Genomic DNA, 24,126 nt, shown 5'->3' with positions numbered 1-24,126 from the left:
AGCATTTCATCTTTGAAATTTTCTAAATCGCCAATGGTTAGCAATTGATCTTTTGTTGGAAGAAGAGACCGTACTCCTTTCTTTTGTTGTTGAGATACTAGCGTCATAATTCATTGAGTTTTGAATTACAAAAGAAGAAAGAAAGCGTATTGTAAATTCACACCTTGTTGGTGAGGTGTGTGTTTTTAGTGACTCTGGAACCCGCATTCTTTTGAAATCAGCAAAGGTCTCACGTTCACTTCACCAGTAAAGAGCTTTCACGGCATAAATTCTCCTTCGTGCCTCAGTCCGATTTATTCCATGGTCTCTTGACAGGTTCATTCTCTTAAGAGGCTGGAGCTTTAACAAAAGGAATCCGAGGGTTTGCGTGTATATGCTGTTATAAGCTGGTATTATCCGTCAATGTATTGATATACCATTAAAAACTACATCAGAGTCGTTCCCAAAAAACCACGTTTATTATTTTCAAGTAAGAAAGTCAAAAAACAGTATCTTTCGAGAAAGGATTACACAACAAATGTTTGTTAATTATGAACGTTACAACAGAAAAAAAAATACAATCATATAATTTTAGAATAGATAAGAATAATTACAAAAACTATTACCTATTCAGATATTTCCCGTCTTTTTCGATGTTGGAAAAATTCTTAAAACATGGATTATATCTTACTAGAGCAGACAAGTTTTCTGACAACTTAGAATGCGTAAATTATAATGACTTATTAGAAATTAAGAAAAATAAAGATTATGTCAGACTATTACCAGAGCATAATCCACACCTATCAGATAAAGAATTCCAATACTATATCAATCGATCAAATCGCATATTGGAAGAATTAGCAGTTAAAATTGCCGAGCACCAGAAAAAATACTTTATATCCTGTTGGTATATATCAAAGCAAGAAAATGAAAATGAGCTAATGTGGCGTTCATACGGAGCAAATTGTCAACAAAATTGCAAGGGTTTTTTGGTTAGAGTTAGTTTAGATGATTTTATAGATGAATTAAGCAAAATAGAATCAGCAAATCCGCATATATCAAAGTTGATTTACGGAAATGTATCCTACTACGACTTTAATAAAGAGAATAATATACAAAAAGTAAAATATACAGGATTTAGAAAGCACGAATCGTTTAAAGATGAAAGTGAATTTAGATTAATTTGTTATGATAACGAGTCAACATTTAACGACAATAACTATTTAGAGCTTTCGCGCTGGTTCTATGAGGGTATTAGGATTTCTGCTCACCCTGAGTTCTCTTTAACAGAATACCATGACTTTAGAGTAAATTTGGAATCAAAGTTCGATGTAAGTCTCGAATTGTCTGAATTGTATATTTGGTACAAACTAAAAGAGACGCTCAAGAATCGGATAAGTTAAAAAATCATGATTGCTAAATTAATGTATAAGTAAACAGAAACTTTGAAAGATTTCGTTTCTCTTCTCTAAAGTGTCCGATTCAGATTGCTGTAATAACTATATATTTTGATAGTCATCCGTCAGGTAAGATTCAATACCATCATAATTATTTTCACTTTATGTAACTTTCTAACGAATGAAGTCCTGAAGTTTCGTGTCATTTTGTCTTACCCGTTTCACCCATTTATACACTTCAAACCACAATACGGATATTGCAGCGATACTAGCGGCTATACCTAATTCCCCTGCATTCAATCCGCTTAAGTGGAAGAATTTACCTAAAGGCTCAATATATAATATTGCAAAAAGCATAATTATGACTAAGCCACTAACCGCTGCAAATAACATGTTTTTGTTCTTGAAACTTTCAAACAGACTGTAATGGAACGAGCGGTTCGTCAGACTCAATAAAATATTGGCAAAAATCAAAGTTGTAAAAACCATTGCCCTTGTTTTTTCTTCGCTGCCACCATTCTGAACAGCCCATTGATATGCAAACAATACACCAGCGGTAATCACCAACCCCTGAACGATACTGATAGCCAACTCTTTCCAGTTCAAGAAAGTGTCTGCCATTCTTCTTGGCTTCTGCAACATGGTATCCTTCTCCATTGGTTCGTTTTCATATACGATGGAACAGGTGGGACCCATTACCAGCTCTAAAAAGATCACGTGAACAGGTGTAAATATCTGCGGAAATATCCAGCCCAGAAACAAGGGCAGAGAAACCGTAAGGATAATCGGGATATGAATGGAAATGATATACTGAATGGCTTTTTTGATATTGGCATAAATCCTTCTTCCGGATGCAATTCCGATAATGAGCCTGTCCAAATCATCATTGGTAATCACTAAAGCTGCTGCCGCTTTTGCTATTTCCGTTCCTTTACTTCCCATTGCAACACCGATATGAGCGGTTTTCAAAGCCGGGCCATCATTTACGCCATCGCCCAGCATCGCCACCACTTCTCCTCTTTTTTTCAGTGCGTTCACTACGGCGAGTTTGGCATCAGGGAACATTCTGGTGAACAATACCTTTTCTTCGACTTCCTGTAGGAGCTGTTCTTCCGAATATTCCATAATTTCTTTTCCCTCTACGGCTTCGACTGTATTTACAATTCCCGCCTGTGCCGCGATGCTTTTTGTAGTATCCGTATTATCGCCCGTAATCACTTTTACTTTTATACCGGCATCATAAATATGCTGAAAAACATCCTGAATACCTTTTTTCGGTGGGTCGTAAAACACCACCAAACCCAGAAAGTCAAACCTGAACTGCTGCTGTTCACGGGGAAGATCGTCACCCTCAAAATTAGATTTTGCTACCCCTAAAACCCGAAATCCTTGTTGCCCAAAACTTTTAATAAGTTTCCGTACATCGCTTTTCTCACTTTCTAAAAGCATGGAAACATCGAGGATAGCTTCAGGCGCTCCTTTCGCCGCAATAATCCGATGCCTTTCTTTATTCTCAAAAAGGTGTGTCATCATTGGTGGCTTCCCATCCAGCGGATATTCGTGAAACATCCGGTAGTCTTTTCTTGCATCATTTTTTTGTGTTTGTTCATACACCTTGTGAAGCGTTTTTTCCATCGGGTCAAAGGGAACAGGTTCGCTGCTCCACATTGCATAATCAATCAGCTTGGAGAGTGTGGTATCACCAAAATCTTTCTCATCGAAAATTTTATCCGACTGATAATCGTAAAGGTGTTTCAGGTGCATCGTGTTTTCGGTAATGGTTCCGGTTTTATCGGTGCAGATAACCGTTGTGCTGCCCAGGGTTTCCACAATGCTGCTTCGTTTGACAATAATACCCTCACGCATCAGCTTCCATGCACCCAATGCCATAAACGTAGTAAATGCTACCGGGATTTCTTCAGGCAAAACGGACATAGCCATCGTAAGTCCGACCAACAGACTTTCGATAACATTATCAGTTTGTATGTAGCTGAATATCCAAACCATTAGAAAGACGATAATGCCCGCCATCGCCATCCATTTTACAAACTTGGTAATCTGGATTTGCAATGGAGAACGCTCTTCTTTGATGTCCTGAATGGATCGACCGATTTTGCCTAACTGTGTTTCTGCACCAATTTTTTCTACTTCAAAAACTGCCAGTCCCGATACTGCTAAGGTTCCGCTGTATACTTTATTATCTTCAATTTCACTGCTTTTGAATACCGATAAACTCTCGCCGGTCAAAGAGGCTTCATTAACGGAAAAATCGTTGCTGTGCACAATCTTTCCGTCTGCGTTAATCATTTTTCCTTCTTCGGTAATGCTGAGGTCGCCAATCGCAATTTCGTTTGTGGGGATTTCAACAACCTGTGCATTACGGATAACCTTACTCAAAGGTTCATTCAGTTTTTCTAAAGCTTCCAGCGCTTTTTTGCTCCGGGTATCCTGATATAATGAAATAGCCGAAACGGCAACGATTGCAACAAACATAAAAAAGGCTTCTCCATAATCGCCTGTGATGAGATAGATGGCTGAAATAGCAAAGAGCAATATCAGCATTGGTTCTTTCAGTATATTAAGAAGTAATTCCAGCCCGGTATTTTTATGGGCAGTGTCTATACGGTTGTAACCATACTTCTTTTGTGAAGCGGCTACTTCGTTATCGTTGAGACCTTTCAGATGGTCGGGTATATTATAGGACATAAAATAATAAGTATAAATTTAAATTTACCAATTTTTCTATTCGTTTGATGCTATTCGGCTTATTTTAAAAGCGACTATTCATGATTAAAATGTTTTGATGATGCCCAACCCGAATTGCTTCGATTGATAGGTGGGTAAAATTATTAAAGATTGATCGTTGCTTTTGGGTGTAAACCATTTGAAAATAACCGGAAATAACCAATATGCCATTTCTGTTGATAAAATGCCAATGCCTGCTCCGGCAACCACGTCACCGACCCAGTGTTTGTCATTAAAAATCCTGTAGACGCCTGTCATAGCAGCAATAGGATAGCAGGAAATACTTAACCAAAAATTGGTGTCTTTATATTCCCTGAACATAAAATGAGCAGAAGAAAAAGCCGTTGCAGTATGTCCCGAAGGGAATGAAGTCTTGCTGGAACCATCCGGACGTTCTTCACCGACCCATTTTTTAGTCGGAATTACGATTGCTGACATTATTAAGTGTGCGGTCACATAAATTATGGTTCTGTCTTTAAAATTATGGTTTCCCTTTACACCTGCCAAATTCAATCCGTAAACCGCGACGACAGGTGCGTACTGCATATAATTATCAATCATGGCTCCGGGCGTTATATGCTCGCTGCTTTCGTGCCTCGTGGAAGTATTTATTTCTTTCAAACCATCATTTGTAAGGCTAAGGATACCATACGAAATAAATACAGACGGAATAATAAGTTTCTTAGGCGAAAACTTATATGCGTTACCATTAGTCGTAACATCCAATGTATCAACCTTGCTTTCAAACTGTGCTTTTAATCCAGTTGTATAGAACAAGATTAAAAAGATGATTAATTGTTTCATTATTCCTCCGCTTTATTTTTTAATGCCATCAACAAGGTATAAGCTCCTTTTTGTGCAATGTTTTTATTGTTTAATTGATTGTCGTTAATAATTTCTATCCAGCGATTGCCTGTATTTCCGGTTTGTACGCTTATCATTCTGAACCGGTTTCTATCTAATATCTCAAACACATACTGTTTGCCTTCAAACGATACGATGCTTTCTTCAGGGAGTGCCCATGTGCTGCTTTCCGGAATTTCTACATCGGCATTCATATACATTCCAGGTATCAGCTTGCCGTCACTTTCCTTGAAATGGGCGTGAACTTCAACAGCTCTGTCAGCCGAGATACTTTTACCAATCAAAATGATTTCGCCATTATACTTTTTTCCCGGATTACTGTTCGTGTAAGCCAGTAGCGGTTGTCCGATTTTGATTTTATCCCAATCCTTTTCAAATACTTTTAAGTTGAGATGCAAATCATTGGGATTTACCAGTTCAAACAGTACATCTGAGGGGGAAACGTATTTGCCTACATTCACAAAAACCTGCGATACAAACCCGTCAAAAGGAGCGTAGATATTGGCTGTTTGACGAATATTACTAACCGACACCTGTTCGGGATTGATATGGATCAGCTTTAATTTTTGTTCTAATGAACGTTGGCTGATTAGCAAGGTCTGATAATCAGCTTTGGCTTGTAGGTACACTTTGTCGCTACTGGCTTTGCTCTGGTTCAAACTGCTTTGACGAAGGTACTCCGCTTCTGAATTTGCCAATTGTACCTTTGCCGTTAGGTAATCCTGCTGCAACTGAATGAACTGGTTGTCTTCCATGACGGCAATTACTTCTCCTTTTCTGAAGTGCATTCCGGGCAATAGTTTGGTTGATTTTACATATCCGCCTAATGCACTGCTTACTGATGCTAAGTTTTGGGGTGGCACATCAATTTTCCCGTTCAGTTTCAGTGTTTTTGTAATGTTTTTTTCTTGTAAACCTACAGACGAAAGTGTGAATGATTGTAGTTGTTCATCAGAAAGTTGCAGGATGTTTTCCGTATCCGAGGGTGCGGTTTCTGCCGTTGTATTTTCTTTGGCTCCGCAGCTTAATAAAGTGAGGAAAGCGAAGATGATGACTATATTTTTCATTGTCTTTTTTATTTTGAAATAAGATATTGAATGTTGATAACACTTTGATTGAGTTGCATTACGGCATTATAATAATCGCTCTGAATTTGAATTGCCTGATTATTTAACATCACCCAATCCAGATAATTGATTTCGCCATTAAGAAATTTCTGTTGAGTTGTTTCAAATATCTGTTCTGCACCAGGCAATTGTTTTTGCTTATAGGTTTCTACTATACCCAATTGTGTTTTAAACTGCTGCAAAGCGGCATCATAAGCAGCTTTCCACTGTGCTTGTTTGTAAGCCAGTTCATTTTCCGCAAATAGAATCTTTTGTTCCTCCGCTTTAATTTGTGATTTTTGAGCTTTGGAAAAAACAGAAATGCCAACACCTACTTCCACCGAATTGAAACGGCTTTTGTTCAAATCATTAAAACTTTGGTTTAAATACCCAATCAACAAATTCGGCAAAAGCTTTGACCTTTCCAGTTTTACACTTGCTTTGGCCTTTTCGATTTCTTGAGCAGACAATTGCAATGCAGGATGACCGTTCACATCAACAAAAGCATCAAACATAGTCGATTCAACAATGATATTGTCGGCAATTGGTTCGTAGCGAGTTTCAGTATTTAGCATTAATTGCAATTGGATTTTAGCCAACTCAATTTCGTTTACTAAGGATTTTAATTGAATATTGATGTTCTCCCGTTGCAGTCCGGCAGCTGTTTTTTCCAGCATATTACTTGCGCCTTTTTCAAACCGAAGATTGGCTTTTTCCAAAAATTCGGCATACATTCTATCCGATTGGGTCAGTATTTTTTCTCTTTCACGCAAAACCAAAATATGATAAAACAATTCGGTAACTGTTTTTTGAACGTCCACCCGATTCAATTTGGTGGCAATGATGCTGGAATTCCATTCCTCTTTTAAGACTTCTTTCTGATTGGTATAAACTGTCGGAAAGCTAAACGACTGAGAGACCCCGAATTTATTATCGGTCGTTGCCGCGTTAATCTGCCCAAATTCTGCTGTAAGAGAAGTTTGCGGAATATTGGCACCCGTTGAAATTCTCATTTTATAATATTCCGATAACAAGGTTTTGCTCTTTGCCGAAAGGCTGTTTTCAGTTGCCATTTTCACTGCTTCATCCAACGTAATATTTTGAGCAAATGCAGTAATATTGAAAAAAAGAAAGACAATCACACTTGCACTTTTCTTGCTGAATTTCAATTTAGGAAAATTCATTTTATCGAATACGATGTATAAAGTAGGCAAAACAAACAGTGTCAGAAAAGTAGCAATTAGCAAGCCTCCAATAACAACCGTTGCCAAAGGCCTTTGTACTTCGGCACCCGCCCCGTTGCTAAGTGCCATAGGCAGAAATCCTAAGGAAGCCACAGCTGCCGTCATCAATACGGGGCGAAGTCTTGTACGTGTTCCGTTAAGTACAATTTTATTGAGGTCGTTTTCGCCAGATTGTCGCAATCGGTTAAATTCGGCAATCAGGACAATCCCATTTAAAACTGCTACGCCAAATAAAGCGATAAAACCGATGCCTGCGCTAATACTAAATGGCATTCCACGCAACGCCAGAAAGAAAATACCACCAATTGCCGAAAGTGGAATAGCACTGTAAATTATTAAACTTTGCTTAATAGAATGGAAAGCAAAATACAATAAAATAAAAATCAAGAGCAACGATACCGGCACAGCTATCATCAAGCGATCTATTGCTTTATTGAGATTTTCGAATGCACCTCCGTAGGTTACATAATACCCGGGTGAAAATTTTAACTTTTCCTCTGCTTTGATTTGCAATTCATTTACAATACTTTGCACATCGCGGCCACGCACATTGAATCCTACAACAATCCTTCTTTTAGCATCCTCACGCTGAATCTGAACCGGTCCGTCTTCTATTGATACTTCGGCTAATTGATACAGAGGAATTTGAGTACCGTTGGGTGCCGGAATCAGCAGATTCCGAATGTCATCCAAATTTTCCCGCTGCTTTTCATCTAACTTTACCACGAAATCAAATCGCCTTTCACCCTCATATATTTTCCCGGCACTTTGGCCGGCGAAAGCCGTATTTACAACTCTATTAATCGCTGAAATATTCAAGTGGTACTGTGCTATATTAGCCCTGTTATATTTTATAATAACCTGAGGCATTCCTGTGATGGGCTCTATGTATAAATCTTGTGCACCATCTACCGTTTTTATGATTTCGCCAAATTGATGGGCATAATTAGCTAAACTGTCGAGATCTTCACCAAAAATTTTGCAAACTACATCCTGTCTGGCTCCAGTCATCAACTCATTGAAACGCATTTGTACTGGAAACTGAAAACCAGTACTGATACCAGGAACGGCTTCTAATGATTTACTCATTTTTCCCGCTAATTCAGGAAAGGTTTTAGCAGAAGTCCACTCCTTCTTGTCTTTCAAAATTACCATCATATCACTGGCTTCCATGGGCATGGGATCTGTGGGTACCTCTCCACTACCTATTTTTGTTACCACCATTTCTACTTCAGGATATTTCGTTTTGAGAATATGAGCTGCTTTCTGTGTATAATCAATAGTGGTTTGTAAGTTGCTTCCCGTCAAAACCCGGGTGTCCACAGCGAAATCACCTTCCTCCAATGCTGGAATAAACTCACCTCCCAAATTTGAAAGTATAAAAACAGCTATTGCAAAAAGTGTAGCGATTCCAGAAATCACCAATTTGGGAAATCGCAATACTTTTGCGAGTGCATCATGATGCACTCGCTCTAAACGGCTCATGATTTTGTCGGAAAAATTGGGTTTATGCTTTGTATTTTTACTCAACACTAACGAACTCATCATCGGGATATAGGTAAGCGAAAGGATAAATGCTCCTATCAATGCAAATGCAACGGTTTGCGCCATTGGTTTAAACATTTTCCCTTCTATCCCTTCTAAAGTAAAAATGGGTAGATAAACGATTAAAATGATGAGCTGCCCAAACACGGCACTATTGACCATTTTGCTTGCCGAAGTGCTGACTTGTTCATTCATTTGATTTTGGGTAATTCTATTGACGATGGCAAACTTTTTCGAGTGATGCAATTGAAATAAAACCGCTTCAACAATAATAACTGCTCCGTCCACAATGAGACCAAAATCCAAAGCCCCTAAACTCATCAAATTACCACTTACCCCAAAAACATTCATCATGATGATAGCAAAAAGCATCGACAGGGGAATAACAGAAGCAACCAATAATCCTGCTCTGAAGTTGCCAAGAAATAAAACCAGAACAAAGACCACAATCAAAGCTCCTTCTGCCAGATTTTTTTCGATAGTGCCGATCGCATTATTAACCATTTTGGAACGGTCTAAAAACGGTTCTAATACAACGCCTTCAGGTAATGTTTTTTGGATTGCTTTAATACGCTCCTTTACATTTTTGATAACCTCATTACTGTTGGCTCCTTTGAGCATCATCACGATGGCACCCGACACTTCCCCTTGGTCATTGTAAGTCATTGCTCCATAGCGCGTAGCATAACCTGTTTTTACTTCTGCAACTTCTCTCAAAAAAATGGGTGTTCCACTGGTAGTTGAGGTGATGGAAATGTTTTCGATATCTTCTTTATTTCCGATCAATCCTTCGCTGCGGATATAGAGAACAGTTGGTCCCTTTTCTATGTAAGCACCTCCAGTGTTCTGATTATTGTTTTCCACTGCAGAGAATACATCATTTATCGTTAAATTCAGGGACTGCAGCTTATTGGAATTGACAGCTATTTCATACTGCTTTAATTTTCCTCCAAAACTACTTACTTCCGCTACGCCCTTTACGCCTAATAATTGCCTCCGTACAATCCAGTCTTGAATACTCCGTAATTCGATTGCATCGTACTGATCTTCATAACCCTTTTCCGGTCGAATGACATACTGATAAATTTCTCCTAACCCAGTTGAAATAGGACCTAATTCGGGCACTCCAACGCCATCTGGAATTTCATTTTGAACGTTTTGAAGTCGCTCTGCAACTTGCTGTCTTGCCCAATACACATCGGTATCGTCATCAAAAACAATAGTAACCAATGACAATCCGAATCGGGAAAAACTTCTGATTTCCACAATACCATTAATATTGCTGTTAGCTTGCTCAATGGGGAAAGTAACCAGACGTTCAATGTCTGTGGCGCCTAAAGAAGGTGCTACCGTGATAATCTGTACCTGGTTGTTGGTAATATCCGGTTGTGCATCGATGGGTAATTTAGTGGCTTCGTAAATACCAAAGCCAACCAAGGCCACGATAAATAGCCCGATAATGAGTTTATTCCGAATAGAAAACTCAATGATTTTATGTAACATACTATTTGATTCTGATAATAATTAACTGGAATAATGAATTATAGGCAATACACGTTCTTATGCAGCCTGCAAGCACAAAAAATTAGGTGAATTACGAGAAACGAATGCAAAACAACCAGTACCGAGTTGGAGACACATCTGCAAAAGTAAATTCAACTAAAATTAAACCAAAAAAGATTAACAGAATTGTGGCGGTTGCCAAATAGAAGAAAGGAAATCATTATCCGAAAATATATCGTCAAAAGGCAATACTTTAGATTCCGGACTTAAGTAAATCTCAACTTTTATTTCAAAAGAAAGAGGCGGTGCATAAATAAAACAAAAATTTAAAATATTGGCAGGAGCAATGAAAGGCAGTTTTTGGTCTTGATCGTAATCATCATCGAGTGGATGATTTTCCAGATGGTTATTGTAATGGAGAACTAAAAAGTCAACAACAGATATTTTAGGGTTTTTTTCTTTATGCTCGATGAAATGTTCTACCAATATGGGAAACTTCAACAACTGGGAAAGCTCTGTCGTTGAGATCAGGTATACTGATAAAAAAAATATGGCGAACATTTTTTTCATTGATACTAAGTTAGTTAAAAATCGTGATTATAACCCACGCCCGTCGTAATTACCATTTCTTTGATTTTCTGTTCTGTATCCATTCCATTTTGATTTTAAAGGATACCATATTTAAGAATAATAGCTAACTGTCCGGCATGATAGCTCGTATGAGAAATTATTCTCCCAAAGGCTTCAGCTTTAGTTTTTGTTCCAAATTCTTTAGTAGTAATCAATGTTTCCCAATCATCATTAGTTTGTTCTTCTACTATCGCTTTTAATTTTTCAAAAGATTCTGCAACGTAAGATTTTAAAGATATTAAGTCTGTCCATTCTCCCGTGTCTTTTTGTGCGATAATTGTTTTAGCTGTTACTTTTACTGTTTTATCACTGAAAACATTCTTTGCAAAAAGTAGTTCCACATCTCCAATATGTCGAATAAGAAATCCAACTGAGTTTTGGGCAGGCAGTAATTTTTTTTGTAAATCACTTTCTGATATATTATCTAAAAGATTGGTAAACCTTGTTCGGGCTTCAATCCACAGGTCAAGCAAGATCTTTGTATTGTTCATTTGAAATGTTACTTATATCTAAAGTTATCGTATAGGCGTTATTAAATTTATAAAACGCTCAATCCTCCGTCTACAACAACTGTGGTTCCGGTTACGAACTGGCTATCATCGCTCGCTAAAAACAAGACTGCTTTCGTGATCTCATCTGCCGTAGCGTAGCGACCTAAAGGAATTGATTTTTCCAGTTCTTTCTTAGCTTCTGCAGCCGCTCCCGGAGCAAAACCCTCTTCCAAAGAACGCATCATTCTGTTATCAACGGGTGAGGGATGTACTGAATTTACCCGTATTTTTCTAGGTGCTGCCTCAACCGCTGTCGCCCTCATTACCCCTACTACGGCATGCTTACTTGTTATATAAGCACTTACGTTCGGACTACCATTCAAACCTGCAACCGATGAAGTTATAATCATACTTGCGCCGTCGTTCATTTGCGGTAAAACATACTTAGCACCCAACCAAACTCCTTTTACGTTTACAGCGATTACTTTATCAAATATGTCTTCTGGATAATCCTCAATAGGTTTCACTACACCTTCGATACCCGCATTATTAAAGAAGATGTCAATTTTCCCATAAGCCTTTACTGCTTCATCCACATATTTCTGAACATCACTAGATTTACTGACATCGGCAACGCAGTATTGGACATTCTCACTGCCCAGTTCCTCTACCGTCTTTTTTAGGTCATCTTCGTTTAAATCCACCAAAAACACCTTGGCTCCTTCTTCTAAAAAACCTTTGGCAGTATGCTTGCCAATACTACCAGCACCACCGGTTATTAATGCAATTTTACTTTCTAATCTTTTCATATTAAATAATTTTATGTTAAATATTCAGTTTAACTTATTCTACCAAAATACTCATTTAGGTTTACGCTAGTGTTGATTTTGTACATGCAAACGTAACCTTGGTCACTTCTATATGACTTGGAAAACATGTTACCATTAGAGAGGAATCATAACTCCTATCTTTTATTTCCAATTCCTTAACAATATTATTTTCATAATTAACCTTGCTTTAACGTTTAACAATGGACAAAATTTATCCTTTAATAAACGCTAATAAGGTAACATAAGTTACGTAGCGATGTTAGCTAATCTATTTAAAATAATCATAATAAGTTAATAGATAATTTTCAATTTCCTCAATTGCTTCTTTACTAGAGTTTGGATCTAGCTTGTCAATCTTCGCTTTCAGGGGCAATAGGTAGTTATGTAACTGGTCGTGTGACTCGCCTGTCATGGTACACTTTTCTAACAAGACGTTAAACTCTTTGTCTAGACGTTCTTTTAACATTACATAATCAGGAGTTTCTTTACTTTTCTCTTTTTTGACCATGGCAAGCATATTATCAATGCCTTCATTAGTTTCTATGTTCGCTATCCATTTCTCCCCATTATCCAATTTCACTTGATCTTCTAAAGGTATCAATCCTGCTTTATGGTCTTCAGTTACCAGATGAGGAACATCGGATTCAGTATGTTCAGTATGTTCAGTATCGACTTTTGACTGATTGCCAGTACATCCCATCATGAATAAGCCAAATACCATTGTGGGAATTAAAAACATTCTTTTCATTATCATAAATTTTAGTTTTATTATAAACATATCAAAAAACATATAAAGTAATCCATACCTTAACTAATCATTTTTCATTCAGATGCCTCTCGTTCTTTTCGTATTCTTGAAAATAAAATGCCAAAGAAATGTAATGCCAAAAAAGGAATCACATAGTAAAGCGAAAGTGAATGAATGGCCTCCAAACCGGCTTTCCAGTTCGCTGGCCCCATTTCAATTAAAAGTCCAGTTGCTAAAGAAACACCTAGAAAAAAATAGAAGAAAACATATACCCAAGATTGAAATTTCTTCCTTCTTGAATTTCCAGAACGAAAGGGGCTATCAAAGCTAGCTCCTTTTATTAGTACTAAAATCATTTTGAAAACAAACAGTCCAGTCAAAATATAACCAGCATAAATATGGGTATTCCACATTGGTCTTCTGATATCCTTAGCAATTTTCACAGCATCATCGTAAGTAATCTGAATACCTAAAGCTGAAAGGTCGCGACTCAAAATACCGGCCATTATATCTTTATTCATCCAATTTAATCGCAGGAAAACTGTCAATAAAATGAATAGGATAACAAACCCTATGCACCAATGCAAAATGCGGTGTAAAATATAATTCCTATTCATAGCTATATTTATTGAACTCAAATATAACATAAAAAGACCTCTATACAAGTGCGTTATATCACTTATTGCAGTGAATTATATTACTTATTGTATTTATCACTTCCAAAACTTTTAAATAATTATTCGTTATACTTGACATGGATATTGGGTTGCTTTACGACATATGACTATAATCACAGCCATGTTTGATTGGAATCATTTTCTACCTAAAAGGAAATGTATACTTTCGATATTATAAGCTCTAATATTAAAGCTTTAAACCAATGATTATGAATAAAATACTAGTTACAACGGACTTTTCATCGAACTCAAAAGCGGGCTTACGTTTTGCAATCCAGATGGAATCACAGCATAACTACTCTTTAACCTTCTTTCATTCATACCATTTATTGCGGCCCACTAAATGGAACGATAAGGTTTATGAATCGTTTGAGAAGATTGAATCCGCAAAAATCAAAAGAAAACTTTGCACGTTTGTTGACTCGGTTTACAAAAGCATGGATATAACTCCTACAGATATAGAATATGTTATCAAGAATTCGTTTGTCACGGATAGTAATATTATGCAGTTTGCGGCGCAAAATAGATTTAGCTTTATATGTATCAGTCGGAGAGGAAATGCCAAACACAAAAAAATATTTGGCACTAATACTTCCAATTTGATAGATCAGTCTAAGGTTCCTGTAATTGCAGTACCTCCTACATACAGAAGGAAACCAATAAGCAAAGTTCTTTATGCGTCAGACCTGTCGGCTATCGAAAAGGAGGTTAAAAAAGTGGCAGATTTTGCAAAGCCACTAAAAGCAAAAATAGAATTACTGCATTTCAAAGCCCCTTCCGATATCTTAGAGGATCCAAAGCGTGTTCAGAAAGCTGTTAAGAAGTTTTCGGATCTCGATATCAAATTAGGGTTCGACGATTTTGATTTTGCTCAAACATTGATTGTAAATCTTCAAAAAGCAATTAAAAAATCCAAACCCTCCATAGTAATTATGTTCACTGAGCAAAACAGAAGCTTTTTCCAAAAGCTGTTTCTCTCAAACAACTCTGTCGAGTATTCTTTTCAGGCAACAATTCCGCTACTAGTTTTTCCCAAGGTTTAATGGGCGGGATTCTTAAATATCCGATTTAAACATTATCATTATAGTCTCCGATACTTCATGCAGTAAAGATCTCCTTAAGAAATCCAACATGGAATTCTTTTTGCTTAACAGAACATTCGAACCTATACTCTGCTTGCCCTTTAATGTGGAGAGATGCACTTTCTCCATATATCTCTTTAAAAAGCCAAAGCGTCCAAACTTTTTTAGTAAAGAAAACCGTACACTTATTATTGATGGCGAATCGCTCCGACAAGTATAATGGCTGCAGCAAGAAAAATAGCGTCACTGTATCCCCCACTTAAAATAAATTAGTGACACGAACAATAACCAACGCGATCATGGGTTCTTTGAACAATGAACCAAGTTAACACCTTTGCCTTTTAGTTATTTCATGACCTACGGTTGTTATTTATTTCTTGAAGCATAAAATAAATACGGCAATAGTAAGAGGACAACTAGAAATAGTGGCCAAATTCGACCGGCAAAAAGATTATAGTCCTGAAAAAGATACTGCCAAGACTTCTTCGTCACTCGTCCGAGTGAAAATTCAAATGCAACAGTCAACAAAACCCAAACAAAACCTATTAGAAAGGCTTGTTTAGAACTATGAATTTTCAATAATGGAAACACAAACGATGTATAAATTGAACATAGAATTATCAAAGTTATCGTTGACAATTGATGCGCTAGTAATTCACTTAAGTGTTTTACAAATACCAGCTCTCTTAAGGTAGCATTGGCAAATGCCAGCACGATCATCGGCAGCCAAAGTAAAAAATAGTGAACGCTCACGGGCTTGGAAGATTTAATGTTAACACTAAGATAATGATAGCTACAGCTGCCGTAGTAGGCTGCATCCACGAAACGTAACCGATGATTGCTATTTGCACTATAAGCCAAACTAGCGTAACAACGCCACATACAAAAGCGGCTTCACGTGCCATGCGATGTCTCCTAAATACAATAACAGCAGCTATTAAGGCTGAACCTCCCACGCACATAAATAGAATTAGGCTTGGAATAAAATAACTATGGGATGGGCTGGTTTTTAACCATTGAATAGGAACGTTCTTTGCCCCAGTCATACCGTAATATCCGCCTAAGAAAGCATTTATTGCAAGCAAAGCGAGTACAAAACCTAATGTATAACTAATGAAATTCTCATGTGATTTTTGGTTTACCATAAGCGTTGCAGGTTTTAATATTCTTGTCTGCGGTTTTCTAATTTCATTTCTTTTTCAATTCTTTCATTAGGTCTTCAAGATAGTCGGTCTGAACTTCTTGAATTTCTAAAAGTTTTTTGTTTTGATGAACTAATAAATGGTCAATTTTTTCGCTCAATAACTTAATTTCAAGCTCGGCTTTTAGATTGATTTTATAATCGTGTTCGCCCCGTTGTCTGTCTTTTTGTTCTTGTCTATTTTGGCTCATCATAATGATTGGAGCTTGAATTGCAGCCAAACATGAAAGAATGAGATTAAGAAGAATAAAAGGAAATGGGTCAAAAGGTTTTGTCGCTAAAAACCAAATATTAACCAACATCCAAAATATAATGAATGAAAAAAATGTAATGATAAATGTCCAACTACCTCCAAATGCAGCAACTCTATCGGCAAGTCTTTGTCCAAAAGTCAGTTCAGCTTCTATTTCGTCTTGAATATTTTCGGAAAGAATGGAATTATTTTTAATAGCTTCCAGAACATTTCTGTCAATCAAAGCCAGTTCTCCTTTCTCTTGGATAATTAGAGATGTCAAGTAAAGTCTTCTATATTGATTTAGTTCGTCAATTGTTATAAAGTCGTCTTTGTCAAAGTCAGGAAAGTCAGATTTGATTAAGTTGAAAATTCCTTCTCTGATATCGAGACCTATAATGTCTTCACCCTTTGAAATTTCCTTTTTGCTAATGTGACTTATCTTCATTTTGGGTTTCTTTTAAAATGACCGATAACAACACAATTGGCGAAACTGGATTTCGCCAATCAACCTCTATATCCGAATTGCGTGGTATATTTATAAAACTAACAATATTTTTGTGAGTCAGCAAGATAGCTAGTTGATATTTCTTGAATAGCGAAACAAAATGCATGGTTTCTTTAGATTAAATAACGAAACGTCAATATCCAGTTCGTGCCAAAGATCCTAAACATGAGTCAATCTTGACGCTATTTAATCGGCCCCAAGTCTTTCATGCATAGCTCGCCATTCTTTTCCAAATTCAATTTTTTCCAATGCTACTTTTCGCTTTTCTTCGGGCAAACATTGAATACAGGTTGGATACTGAACACCTTTGTAATGCTCTTTACATTTGGGACATAGTTCCATGTTATTTAAATCAGAATTAGATGCACATTTTTTGCAAGCAGTAATTGTATCCTCGAAGGAAAGATATTTTATGTTGTCGTCTAGATAGAGTAAAAGGGCTTCTTTCCCAATCATTTCAATATCTTTGTTTTTTGACATTTGTCTTTGCAACCAGTATTTTACTTTCGATAAGTTATGCTGATTTCTCCATTTGTCTTTTGATACGAAACATTTATCACGAACTTCAAGTGCTTCTTCATTTTCATAAATAATTGCAATAAGTTCATCTACCGATTTATAAATTGGTTCATTAAACTCGTGTCGACATTTTGCACAAAGGTATTGTGGGTTTTTTCTCATTCTCTTGTTAGGGCGTCTGCCCTTACAATCAGGACATAAAGGGACAGGCTCATAATCATAATTCTCTATTACGTGTTCTCTGAATTCATATTTTTCAACGATGGTGTTAGAATCTATGAAAATCTGAGCATATTTTCTGGTTACATCTCTTTCATATTCGGAATATCTTTTAGGGTGAGAAAGATGCTGTATTGTTAATATTTTTCTGCTATCACATATTTCGCATTTTTCTTTAATAACTTTAATTTTTCTTTCTTTCTAATCTTTCGTATGCCACGCTCGTTTTCCCTTTTTATAATTTTTCCAAATTAATTCTTTTACAAGTTCTAACGTAATCTCTTCATTAGCCAACTTTTTCCTTAAGTCAATAAGCTCGTTATATGTTAACATATCCAATTTACAATTACGGCCGACACTCGAAGGTTATAAGGCCTTTTGATTAGTGTATAGTAAATATACTATTAAACACTAGTTTTCTTAGGATAAAGTCTTGTATTATCTGACGATATTTTGAAAATTATTTTTCATTATCAGGAGTGATCTTGTTTACTAACGTTTCAAAATTAAGTCCATCCATGCTATGTTGGAAAAATTTACATACCATTTGGAGTTGCCACTTTTAACTGGAAACAGTTTTAAAATAACAAGAACTAAATTTGTTAAGGATGAGTAGCAAGTTTGATAATTCATTCCAGAAAATGGCAGTAGAGCTTTCCTCTTTTAATATGTTCATTATCTAAAGGGCATCAAGAAATGTGTATGCCTACGTATTTGTAAACTTAATGCAAATAATTAATTTGTATTTTTATAGGACTTGAATGAGTTTGACGATTTTGTTTGATGGTCGCTACTCAACTAAATTGTAATTAGAAATGGAGTATAAAGAAATCTCACCAATTATAGCATTAACACCATATATTCATACTTTTTGGCAATTGAAAGGAGACGACCTGGACAAACAATGGGAGCGGAATTTTCCGGATGCTTGCGCAGGCCTGGTCATAAATTTGGGCGATACTTGTTTGACAGACAATGGCTCGGTTTCTATGGAGTTCGGAAGAACTTATGCGGTTGGTGCAATGAGGTCTTTTAAAGACAGTTTCATTGAGAAACATACACACTTGTTTGGCGTATGTTTGAAACCAGGAATGTTCCCGAATTTCTACGATTACGTCCCTCAAAGTGAAATAGCCGACCAAACCGTTCAACTTGAAAGAGTATACTCGTTTGATGTTGATACATTCATTAAAAACCCCGTCTACTATTTAAACAGCTTTTTTATCGACAGACTGCAAAGTAGAAATTTGCTTTTAGAATCGGTCATTAAAGATATTGATCAAACGCAAGGTCAATCAAGTATAGGCGATATTGCCAAAAAAAACTTCACTACAGTAAGGCAATTAGAGCGAAATTTCAAAATACAAATAGGTATTACACCAAAAGAATATTCTCGTATTGTTCGCTTTCAAAATGCTTTGTCGAAAATAAGAGATTCTGCGAAAGAAACGAGTTTGTTAGATATTGCATTTGAATGTGGTTATTATGACCATTCGCACCTAACCAACGATATTAAAAGGAACACGGGATTGGTTCCCTCTCAAATTTAATTTTGTCGCATTTTTCCAAAGTACCAATGGTCATCTATAATTAATTTTGTAGAAACATTAAAATTTAAAACAAATGCGTAAAATATCACTTTTCATTGCAATGAGCTTAGACGGTTATATTGCAAAACCCAATGATGACCTCAGTTTCTTAAAACTTGTAGAAAAAGAAGGCGAAGATTATGGTTATGCCAAATTTACGGATACAATCGACACCTTAATTATTGGTAGAAAAACCTATGATTATGTTCTTAAAGAAGTCGGTGCTTCTCATTATGATAACGGACAAAGAGATGTCTATGTCATAACAAGAAATCAAAGACCAAAGGTGGGTAGAACAACTTTTTACACAGGAAGTTTGCCCGATTTGATTAAAAGACTAAAATCTGAAAACGGAAAGAATATTTATTGTGATGGTGGTGCAGAAATAATAAATGAACTATTAAAGCATAACCTAATAGATGAGTTTATAATCTCAGTTATACCTGTTCTATTAGGTAATGGAACAAGGCTTTTTAAGAACGGAAGACCCGAACAAGAGCTTGAATTCATGGCCGCAAAGTCATTTGAAACCGGATTGACACAGCTGAGTTACCGTAAAAAGCAATGAACTAATGTCCGTTCGTGTAATATGTTTTCAGAAGCTTACGATTCAACCATTTTCGCTGCATCATATTTAACAATTTCTTTGAAATTAAACTATCATAAACGCTTTAAAGCAACTGTTTTTTAGACTAATAGCCTGATTTGTTCCGTTGTAAAAACAATATATTCTATTTCATCGTTGCCCAATGAAGAGATTATACCATCATATCCTGCTTCTTTTAACGAATGGTGACTTTCTTCAGAATTTAGGGCATCATATAGCTCGTCTATTTCACCTAGAGAAATATTCTCATCTAGTTGAGTTAATGCGTCTTCCTCTGAAAGCACTTCACCTGTCAAAATTTTCCAAATAAGCGGGGCTTGATCCTTCTCTGAAAAAATCCCATGTATAGTTAGGTCAATTGCTTTTTCAATAACAATACTTGCTTTGATAATCCTCTTACCAAATAGTGTAGCATTTTCTTTCTTTTCGGTAAAGAAAAATCCATGGATAGTATTAGGGAATCCCGTATTACTGCCTTTCTTAGTTTCATCAAAGTGGTCAAATATTGCATCTGTTCCGTGATAAACTATTTTTGAGATCTGGGGTAGTGCTCTAAGATTGCTCATGATTTTTTGTTAAGCAATCAACTTGAATGGAGTAAACCGTCAAGGGCATGAGGCAACGAATGTTTATATACCCTTGATGGTTATACGGAACGAAAGTAAATTTGCGATAAAACAAAAAATGAGCAATCTAGCTCTTAAAGATCATCTGGTTTGAAACCGATCCGTTTTCTCGGTGGTTTGGGTTGGTTCGGCTTTTCTAACAGTTCGTCCAGGTATTTAAAAACGATCTCCATGTTTTTATCCTGATTGTCAAGCTTGTTTTTGATCTTTTCAACTTCCAAACGAATCTCCGTGTTATCGGCTAGCATTTGACGAATCCTAGTGAAAATCCGCATTACCTGGATGTTAACCTCAATGGCTTGTTTGCTGTTCAACACGCTAGAAAGCATCAATACACCATGTTCGGTAAACACAAGAGGAAGCGCTCTTCTTCCGCCCCATCTTGAGGTCGCAAATTGCGACCTCAAGTGCTGAAATTCCTCCTCATTCAATCTGAACATAAAGTCCTCCGGGAAACGGTCAATATTTCTGTTGACCTGTTCATTCAATCGTTTAGTCTGGATTCCGTATAATTCTGCCAGATCACTATCCAACATGACCTTCTGGTCTCTGATATAATAGATCTTGCTGATTACAATTTCATCGGGTACTATCAACTTTTTATTTTCCATTACCTAAATATAATTAGCTTTTCAAAACTTTCAATTTAATCTGCTCATTTTCCTCCAATCGATTTCTCAGATTCGCCATATCCTGACTAACCTTCTGCTCAACTACTTTTGCATAAATTTGAGTTGTACGGATGGTAGTATGTCCTAGCATCTTGCTCACTGTCTCAATAGGAACTCCATTTGAGAGGGTTACCGAAGTGGCGAAGGTATGTCTTGCGAGATGAAAGGTTAAATGCTTCTTGATACTGCATAGATCAGCTACTTCCTTTAAATAGCTATTCAGCTTTTGATTCGAGATTACAGGAAAAAGTGCCCCTTGTGAGATTGCCCTTGGATCATCCTTATACTTTTCAATGATAGCTGCTGCTTTAGGAAGAATGGGCACCTTGACGGGTGTTTGGGTTTTCTCTCGTTCCGTATCGATCCAACGATTTCCATCACTTCCTTTAACGATGTTGTTTGGCGTCAACTGCATGACATCGACATAGGCCATACCTGTATAACAAGCAAAGACAAATAAATCCTTGACATACTGAATACGCTCGACCGAAAAATCTTTTTTCTCAATTTTTGAAAGTTCTTCGCTCGTCAGAAATCCCCGTTCTACTTTATGCATCTTGAGTTTAAAAAGATCAAACGGATCTTTATCCAGCCAGCCGAGTTTTACACCTAGTCGCACCATCTTCCGGAAACGTTCAAGATGCTTCATCACACCATTGTTTGACATGCCTTTATGATGATCAACCGGTTCATATGTCCGTAAGAAATATTCAAACTGAGTAATAAACTGATAATCCAATTCAGAAAGGTAGACATCCGATTTTTTGAATTGCTTCAATAGGAATTCCTTAAGGTACTTAACGGTGGTATAATAATTTTTCATGGTACCATAGGCCAGCACTTCTTTCATATGGAGGTTATGATACTCCATCAGAGATTGAAGTGTATTTTCCTGCTCTACAATTCCAAGGTATTTGTTTTTAACTGCCTCAGCCGTTACAAGCTCCTTTTTGACAATAAATTCCTGATAGTGTGAGGTCAGAAGCCCTCTAGTTTCTTCTAGATAACTATTTAGGGCTTTTAACTCTACATTCTTGGGCTTGGCCATCCCTTTTACGCTGTTCCACTCGTCACCATCGATTAATCGCTTTAGCGCGATCTCGCTACGGGTCTTGTTTACTACAATACGAACATAAATAGCAGCTTTGCCATTCTTGCCACGGCTCTTTCTCAATACGAAATGAATTCCGAAGGTGTTTGTTGATCTCATGTCTACTCCTTTTTAAATACTTAAATAAATTGTTTCAAACTAATTTGTCGAAACAGTTCACCAGTGAACCAAAAAAGTGATTCATTTTGATACATTCGAGTTCATACATCATCCGCGTAAACAAATGAATAACAGATAGTTAACTCTTTAAGGTGAACAAATATAAATATTATATCTGTTCACCTTATTGTTCGCATGACAGGAAGAATAGTATGTATTGAAAAGGATGGTTTAAAAGCAAAAAAGCCTCTAAATCAGATGATTTAGAGGCTTTTGAATCCAGATGAACTGGCTTTCGTCGGGGTGGCAGGACGCAGCCCCTATACTCTAAATGTCTTATTGTCAATTAATTACTGAATCAATCCAAACCCAGGTCACCTTTTGGTTCTCATCCCTGTTTAGAACAGTAAATATACACAACATCTAAGCTATATGCTAGTTATTAATACAAATTCCTATAATAATTGATATTCTATTTATTGTTATTGGATACCAATAATAAAGACTTTCAAGATTTGTAATTCTATGTCTATTTTTTAGTATTTCAAGCCAGGTTTCCTTGTATTCTTTCTTTAGATGCAGAAATTTTTTTTCTTCCATCAATGAGTACAATATTCTCTTTCCCATTCAGTCCCAATTCTTCAAGTATCCGTTTCGTCTTTTTAACCTCAGCATCTGTAAAATATAGAATTACTGTCACCGCTTTATCCGTGTTGTTTGCTTTTTTATAGATATCAACTTGATACTGAAGGTTAGATTTTAGATCTGTGTTTTTCGCTAGCTTGAATTCGACCACAGTTTTATCTGCTGCACCTTTTGAAACTGTAAAATCTACAGGACCTCTTCCATTATTGACCTCCGAATTTATATCCCATTCAGATTCATTACGGATTATTTTAAAAAGATACTGAAGGAAGGCTTCATTTTGATTGTCTGGATAATTGAATAGTTTGTAGGCATCTTCGTTTTCAATTATCTGTTTTAAAGAATTAACCCTGTGTAAGGCTTCATCGAATGAAGTTCTAGTGACTTCCACGATAGGAACAGACATCTTTTTTCTAAAACTTTCAATAAGCATGGATAGCTCTGATAAATTGCTACTAGTTACCTTATTGACCTCTCTATTCTTTGAAACATTTAAATTGTCAATAGAAGGAAATGCGAATCGTATATTCTCTGTTGGGTTTTTATTATATAGAATTAATGCATCTTCAATTGAACTGCATTCGATAACTTTATGCTCAAGAGCTTCCAATTCAAAGTCATCAGTGTCATTGAAGAAATCGAACAACTCCTTCAAGGCTTCATCCAAACCTGAAAAAACAAATTGCAGGGTAAGGAAGTTTGAGTTTGTGTCATTTCTAAATGAAAGGTATTTTTTCTTGTATTGGTTTACTTTGTCTATATCAATATCGTGAAAACAATTCTTAAAAGCAGATGTCGAGGCGGATATATTATTCTCAATACTTGTGAAAACATGATCTCCCGACCATATTCCTAACTCTTTGAGCTTTCCTGTTATAGGCTGATAAACATCAGTCATCAATGGTTCAAATTTTAACTCTATTTCTGTTTGAAGAATATCATACTGCCGTTTTTCTCGATAATTACTTTCCGGTTTTAACTTGTTTTTACTTACACGTAACTCTTCCAGCTCTTCGCAAAGCGGGATGAATTTTTCAATTAATACCTGTTTACGAGAGTCTAGGTAATCAACAAAATCAAATATCGCTTGTATTCCTTCTGGTATCATTTGTATCAGATAATCTTTAATGAACAAAAACTTTTAATATAAATTCAAAATCAGCAATGTTGTTAATACAAAGAATGGCTAGAAAGAACTTTGGTCACTTTTTCAATAACTCTTCTTCCTTACTAACTCCCCACTTGTCCTGTCGGCTAG

The 24,126-nt window shown here is 36.5% G+C and carries 20 protein-coding genes; 4 read left to right on the top strand and 16 right to left on the bottom strand.

Going from position 1 to position 24,126, the window contains the following annotated elements; all coding sequences use genetic code 11:
* Nucleotides 1-530 precede the first annotated feature (530 nt).
* Complete coding sequence (locus VL047_RS09365; RefSeq protein WP_325359957.1) at nucleotides 531-1,382, top strand: DUF2971 domain-containing protein; 852 nt, start codon at nucleotides 531-533, stop codon at nucleotides 1,380-1,382.
* A 168-nt stretch (nucleotides 1,383-1,550) separates the two neighbouring features.
* Here the strand turns inward: VL047_RS09365 and VL047_RS09360 are convergent, their stop codons facing one another.
* The 9 genes from VL047_RS09360 to VL047_RS09320 all read right to left on the bottom strand — a co-directional run bounded on the left by VL047_RS09360 (nucleotide 1,551) and on the right by VL047_RS09320 (nucleotide 13,699).
* Nucleotides 1,551-4,082, bottom strand: coding sequence for a cation-translocating P-type ATPase (locus tag VL047_RS09360; protein ID WP_325359955.1), 2,532 nt, complete (start codon nucleotides 4,080-4,082; stop codon nucleotides 1,551-1,553).
* Nucleotides 4,083-4,166: 84 nt separating this feature from the next.
* Nucleotides 4,167-4,925 (bottom strand): phosphatase PAP2 family protein, encoded by a 759-nt coding sequence (locus VL047_RS09355; protein WP_325359954.1) that lies wholly within the window; start codon nucleotides 4,923-4,925, stop codon nucleotides 4,167-4,169.
* Nucleotides 4,925-6,052 carry an efflux RND transporter periplasmic adaptor subunit gene (locus VL047_RS09350; protein WP_325359952.1) on the bottom strand — a complete coding sequence of 376 codons (1,128 nt, stop codon included), beginning with the start codon at nucleotides 6,050-6,052 and terminating at the stop codon, nucleotides 4,925-4,927. The genes VL047_RS09355 and VL047_RS09350 overlap by 1 nt, the downstream gene beginning before the upstream one ends.
* Before the next feature lie 8 nt (nucleotides 6,053-6,060).
* Nucleotides 6,061-10,383: a CusA/CzcA family heavy metal efflux RND transporter gene (locus tag VL047_RS09345; RefSeq protein WP_325359950.1), complete on the bottom strand. Its 4,323-nt coding sequence runs from the start codon at nucleotides 10,381-10,383 to the stop codon at nucleotides 6,061-6,063.
* 177 nt (nucleotides 10,384-10,560) lie between these two features.
* Nucleotides 10,561-10,953, bottom strand: a complete 393-nt coding sequence (locus VL047_RS09340) for a hypothetical protein (RefSeq protein WP_325359949.1) — start codon at nucleotides 10,951-10,953, stop codon at nucleotides 10,561-10,563.
* Between the two features lie 95 nt (nucleotides 10,954-11,048).
* Nucleotides 11,049-11,504, bottom strand: a complete 456-nt coding sequence (locus VL047_RS09335) for a DinB family protein (RefSeq protein ID WP_220115263.1) — start codon at nucleotides 11,502-11,504, stop codon at nucleotides 11,049-11,051.
* A gap of 47 nt (nucleotides 11,505-11,551) precedes the next feature.
* Complete coding sequence (locus tag VL047_RS09330) at nucleotides 11,552-12,313, bottom strand: SDR family NAD(P)-dependent oxidoreductase (protein WP_325359946.1); 762 nt, start codon at nucleotides 12,311-12,313, stop codon at nucleotides 11,552-11,554.
* Nucleotides 12,314-12,602: 289 nt separating this feature from the next.
* Complete coding sequence (locus tag VL047_RS09325; RefSeq protein ID WP_325359944.1) at nucleotides 12,603-13,037, bottom strand: hypothetical protein; 435 nt, start codon at nucleotides 13,035-13,037, stop codon at nucleotides 12,603-12,605.
* A 119-nt stretch (nucleotides 13,038-13,156) separates the two neighbouring features.
* Nucleotides 13,157-13,699, bottom strand: a complete 543-nt coding sequence (locus VL047_RS09320) for a cytochrome b/b6 domain-containing protein (RefSeq protein ID WP_325359942.1) — start codon at nucleotides 13,697-13,699, stop codon at nucleotides 13,157-13,159.
* Between the two features lie 269 nt (nucleotides 13,700-13,968).
* On the opposite strand from VL047_RS09320, the gene VL047_RS09315 reads away from it, so the two are divergent.
* Nucleotides 13,969-14,802 (top strand): universal stress protein, encoded by an 834-nt coding sequence (locus VL047_RS09315; protein ID WP_325359940.1) that lies wholly within the window; start codon nucleotides 13,969-13,971, stop codon nucleotides 14,800-14,802.
* Between the two features lie 788 nt (nucleotides 14,803-15,590).
* Here VL047_RS09315 and VL047_RS09310 read toward each other — a convergent pair.
* The 3 genes from VL047_RS09310 to VL047_RS09300 all read right to left on the bottom strand — a co-directional run bounded on the left by VL047_RS09310 (nucleotide 15,591) and on the right by VL047_RS09300 (nucleotide 17,463).
* On the bottom strand, nucleotides 15,591-15,887 hold the full coding sequence (locus VL047_RS09310; RefSeq protein WP_325359939.1) for a hypothetical protein: 297 nt from the start codon (nucleotides 15,885-15,887) through the stop codon (nucleotides 15,591-15,593).
* Nucleotides 15,888-16,029: 142 nt separating this feature from the next.
* The gene (locus VL047_RS09305) at nucleotides 16,030-16,722 is read right to left on the bottom strand and encodes a DUF1003 domain-containing protein (protein WP_325359937.1); all 693 of its coding nucleotides are present in this window, start codon (nucleotides 16,720-16,722) and stop codon (nucleotides 16,030-16,032) included.
* A gap of 246 nt (nucleotides 16,723-16,968) precedes the next feature.
* Entirely contained in the window at nucleotides 16,969-17,463 is a 495-nt protein-coding gene (locus VL047_RS09300) for a hypothetical protein (protein ID WP_325359935.1), read from the bottom strand.
* 872 nt (nucleotides 17,464-18,335) lie between these two features.
* Between VL047_RS09300 and VL047_RS09295 the strand changes: the two genes are divergently transcribed.
* Nucleotides 18,336-19,070: a helix-turn-helix transcriptional regulator gene (locus VL047_RS09295; RefSeq protein ID WP_325359934.1), complete on the top strand. Its 735-nt coding sequence runs from the start codon at nucleotides 18,336-18,338 to the stop codon at nucleotides 19,068-19,070.
* 73 nt (nucleotides 19,071-19,143) lie between these two features.
* Nucleotides 19,144-19,677, top strand: coding sequence for a dihydrofolate reductase family protein (locus VL047_RS09290; protein ID WP_325359933.1), 534 nt, complete (start codon nucleotides 19,144-19,146; stop codon nucleotides 19,675-19,677).
* Between the two features lie 119 nt (nucleotides 19,678-19,796).
* On the opposite strand, the gene VL047_RS09285 is transcribed toward VL047_RS09290, so the two are convergent.
* From VL047_RS09285 to VL047_RS09270, 4 genes are all read right to left on the bottom strand, one after another.
* Nucleotides 19,797-20,282: a hypothetical protein gene (locus VL047_RS09285; protein WP_325359931.1), complete on the bottom strand. Its 486-nt coding sequence runs from the start codon at nucleotides 20,280-20,282 to the stop codon at nucleotides 19,797-19,799.
* Nucleotides 20,283-20,416: 134 nt separating this feature from the next.
* Nucleotides 20,417-20,953 (bottom strand): ORF6N domain-containing protein, encoded by a 537-nt coding sequence (locus tag VL047_RS09280; protein ID WP_325359929.1) that lies wholly within the window; start codon nucleotides 20,951-20,953, stop codon nucleotides 20,417-20,419.
* Nucleotides 20,954-20,966: 13 nt separating this feature from the next.
* Nucleotides 20,967-22,223, bottom strand: coding sequence for a site-specific integrase (locus tag VL047_RS09275; RefSeq protein WP_325359928.1), 1,257 nt, complete (start codon nucleotides 22,221-22,223; stop codon nucleotides 20,967-20,969).
* 544 nt (nucleotides 22,224-22,767) lie between these two features.
* Nucleotides 22,768-23,976, bottom strand: coding sequence for a hypothetical protein (locus tag VL047_RS09270; protein ID WP_325359927.1), 1,209 nt, complete (start codon nucleotides 23,974-23,976; stop codon nucleotides 22,768-22,770).
* Nucleotides 23,977-24,126: the final 150 nt, after the last annotated feature.

Origin of the sequence: Albibacterium sp. (assembly GCF_035514885.1) — a bacterium.
GTDB lineage: Bacteria > Bacteroidota > Bacteroidia > Sphingobacteriales > Sphingobacteriaceae > Albibacterium.
The sequence above is the reverse complement of the archived record's forward strand: the minus strand, read 5'-3'. Positions and strand labels throughout refer to the sequence as shown.